The 3,480-nt window shown below is 32.4% G+C and carries 4 protein-coding genes; 2 read left to right on the forward strand and 2 right to left on the reverse strand.

All coding sequences use genetic code 11. The features are described from left to right. The first annotated feature begins 193 nt into the window (after nucleotides 1–193). Nucleotides 194–424: a hypothetical protein gene (locus tag CN514_RS21395; protein ID WP_098234312.1), complete on the forward strand. Its 231-nt coding sequence runs from the start codon at nucleotides 194–196 to the stop codon at nucleotides 422–424. Nucleotides 425–760: 336 nt separating this feature from the next. On the opposite strand, the gene CN514_RS21400 is transcribed toward CN514_RS21395, so the two are convergent. After that, nucleotides 761–1,216, reverse strand: a complete 456-nt coding sequence (locus CN514_RS21400) for a DUF3574 domain-containing protein (protein ID WP_286141787.1) — start codon at nucleotides 1,214–1,216, stop codon at nucleotides 761–763. A gap of 369 nt (nucleotides 1,217–1,585) precedes the next feature. Here CN514_RS21400 and CN514_RS21405 point away from each other — a divergent pair, with 369 nt between their 5' ends. After that, on the forward strand, nucleotides 1,586–2,257 hold the full coding sequence (locus tag CN514_RS21405) for an NAD(P)H-dependent oxidoreductase (RefSeq protein ID WP_097975352.1): 672 nt from the start codon (nucleotides 1,586–1,588) through the stop codon (nucleotides 2,255–2,257). A 248-nt stretch (nucleotides 2,258–2,505) separates the two neighbouring features. Here CN514_RS21405 and CN514_RS21410 read toward each other — a convergent pair whose 3' ends face one another. Further along, nucleotides 2,506–3,036 (reverse strand): cysteine hydrolase family protein, encoded by a 531-nt coding sequence (locus tag CN514_RS21410; protein ID WP_097975354.1) that lies wholly within the window; start codon nucleotides 3,034–3,036, stop codon nucleotides 2,506–2,508. Nucleotides 3,037–3,480 lie beyond the last annotated feature (444 nt).

Below are 3,480 nucleotides of genomic sequence, written 5' to 3' on the forward strand. Positions count from 1 at the left end.
AACTGAACTTGAAAATTATTGAACTAACGCATGCGTTAGTTGAAATTCAAAAGCAGCCAATGGCTGCTTATTTATTTTAGTATAAGTTTGTGAAGTATGGTTATTACAAATGAATCCAAATGGTAATAAAAGGAAAAAAGTAAAACGTTAACGAATATCATTAGTAAAATAATTTTTGTGAGGTCAAGTAAGTATGTATCTAATTTTATTAATGGTTTTATTTACAATAATTGGATATTTCCTATTTTGGTTACCACCAGCTATTGGAGGAGCCATTGCATTTGGAATATTTTTTGGCATTTTGAGTAGAGGCGTATATTTTTTATTCAATATAAACAAGAGAATTACTAAAGCATATCCAACCCACAAAGAATTAGAGCTTGAAGATGTTAAGAAAGAATTAAAAGAAATAAAGAAATTTTAGATTCATCTTATAGAACTAAAGCATGCATTAGTTGAACAACACGATCGACTGTTTAGTCGATTTTTTTAACGCACTAGATGGCAGTATAGTTTAAGTGAAAAACCTCACAAACTGAAAGGTGAATTCAAACTCTAATAACTAATTATCTGAAGCTGAAGACGTTCTTCAGCAATCGCGCCAGATGATTGAATAACAGAAGGATTTTTCACGCAAAAAATACGTTTCGCTATAAATAACGAACAGTTTATCCTATTGGAACTCTTATTTTACCAATAAACTTTTATTCATGAAGACTTAAAAGCCTAGAGATATAAAATCCCTAGGCTTCTTTACAAGCTATTCGATAAAATACATTTTCCCATTCACTTCAAGAGACACTGATGTTTGTTTCATCTCTTCTTTTAGAGACTTGGTATAGGCAACTATTTGATTAATTTTTACCTTATCTAAATCTTCTGCATAACTATATACAATCGTTACTTTCTCCTTGACCAATTGATTATCATCAGATAGCCACGATCCTGTCCCCTCAACGGCTGTTGCTCCTCCAAACATTCTTGAGAATTCTTCTAACGACTTGTTAACATATGTAGTATTATCAATAGGTTGATCAACATTATATGTAGATGGTATGTATATTTTCACTATGTCATCAAGGTAGAATTGCCCCTTTAATGCAGAAGATTGTTTCACTTTAGAGGTTTCTTGTTGTACTGTAGCGTGCGCAGCATTGCCTAAAAAGACAATTAATAGGATTGGGATGATCCAATAGAAGATTTTTTTCTTTTCCAACATTGCCACTCCTTTTTATTCAATAGTTTGGTTGGCAAAACTATGATGAGTTTTCTAACTATCATTATACATATGACAATCAATCTGTCATGGTAAAATTTACCTTTTTTATCTAAATAGAACCGTTTCCTTTGGTAATCTTCAACTAACGCATGCATTAGCCATCCATGAACCCTAAGAATCACAACAGTGAATGGAAGTATATATCATTCTTCAATGATAGTTGAAGTTCAGAAGACTGTCTCGATAGTCTTTTTTTTTGGGGGCTAACTAGTAGATTTGTTGCATAGAAAATGAAGCATAATTCTTAAAACAAAGAGTATATATTGGTTTATATCCATAAATTGGAAAAAGGAAGGGTGTTTCCACATGATAGGAACTGAGAGTAAAAAACAGGACATTTTAAAAGCTTACCATTTCAGACATGCTTGCAAGGCATTTGATAGTAATAAAAAGATTTCGGATGAAGATTTTCACTTTATTTTGGAGACGGGAAGGTTGTCACCCAGTTCATTTGGCTTGGAGCCCTGGAAGTTTGTAGTGATCCAGAATGCTACGCTTCGCGAAAAATTAAAACCTGTATCTGGCGGTGCCCAAGGACAACTGCCTACAGCCAGCCATTTTGTAGTTATATTGGCTAGAAAAATTCATGGCTTAAGACATGATTCTGTTCACGTAATCAAAATGATGAAAGACATTCATTTTATGCCTGAGGAAATTGTGCAAAGTCTTTCCAATTTCTACAAATTCTTTGTCGAAACAGAACTCGAAGATAACGACCGTCTCATTTTTGAATGGGCAAATAAACAAACCTATATAGCATTAGGAAATATGATGACAGCTGCAGCTCAAATTGGAATTGATTCATGTCCGATAGAAGGTTTTGATAAAAAGCAGGTGACCACTATTTTGCAAAATGAGGGTATCATTGCTGACAACGATTTCGGTGTAGCCTGTATGGTTGCTTTTGGATATCGGAAAGAGAATCCCAAACGTCCAAAAACAAGACAAAATCTCGATGAAATTGTTGAATGGCGATAAGACTGTTTAGATTTAAATGGAATATCAATAATAAGATGCTTTCCAATAATCTCATTTACGATTTTTATATACTAGATCTACCTTATAATAAGTTCCATAGTTAATTCAAATTCATTTATTCGTTATGTAACTAACGCATGCGTTAGTTAAAATACGGGAATATCCCATACAAGTAAACCAATACAATCAACAAGGACGCTAATGTCCACGTATAAAAACATAATGACGAGAAATTTCACTATTATATTCTAAAACTCAATTTCATCTGCCTTTTTTAAAACACTAAACCATTGACCGAGTATGTCATTGTGGTGATCTATAATCTGAGATGCAGGTAATATTTTGGAATTGTATGTACTATGTCCATCTTTTACAAGGATAACTTCATATCCAAGACTATAAGCACGACGGCATGTTGCATCTACACAAACTTCGGACTGAATGCCTGTAATGACGATTCGTTTTATTTTTCTAGCAGCTAATTCTTGATGAAGATTTGTCATATGAAAAGAATCAGGATAGTCTTTTTCAATAATGATGTCTTTTACTAATGGAGTAATTGATGAATGAATTTCCCATCCTGAGGTTCCTTGCTCAAGAGGCTTTCCTGGTCCATCATTGTACTTCATGTAAACGATTGGGGTCTGTGTCAAACGAGCTTTTGAAATTAGTAATTGGACATTCTTTAATAGTTCATCTCCCTTAAATAATGGTTCTGTCTCCCGAAATGAACCAGCTTGAATATCTACAATTAACAATGCAGTATAGGTTTCATACATGAATATACCTCCAATACTTTATATGGTTAATATTTTAATAAACAAGCTAAAAACTCATATAAGTAAGAAAAAATTCGTTTTTAATTTACCCTAAATAGCAAACTGAATTCTTTTTTTCTAAAGCTACCATAGCAAAAGGAAAATTTCGTAATTTATAGGAAATAAATTTGATAAACATGTATTAAATATTTTTTATAACATTCGAAAAATTTAAGTCATATTAAGGAGGTATCCAATACAGGTAAACAATACAATCGACACATTGTGCTAATGTCCAAATATAATATAATAATGATGAGAAATTTCGCTATTATATCTAATAGCAGAATTAAGTATTAGTCGTATTATGTCTGAGGTTGAGAAAATCGGCAAAAACTATAGAGATATTCTTTCAGATTTGGTTAGTCAAAAATAATTCCTTCTGCAACTAACGCATGCATTAGT

The organism is Bacillus sp. AFS001701 (assembly GCF_002559405.1).
In the GTDB taxonomy this organism is placed as follows: domain Bacteria; phylum Bacillota; class Bacilli; order Bacillales; family Bacillaceae_G; genus Gottfriedia.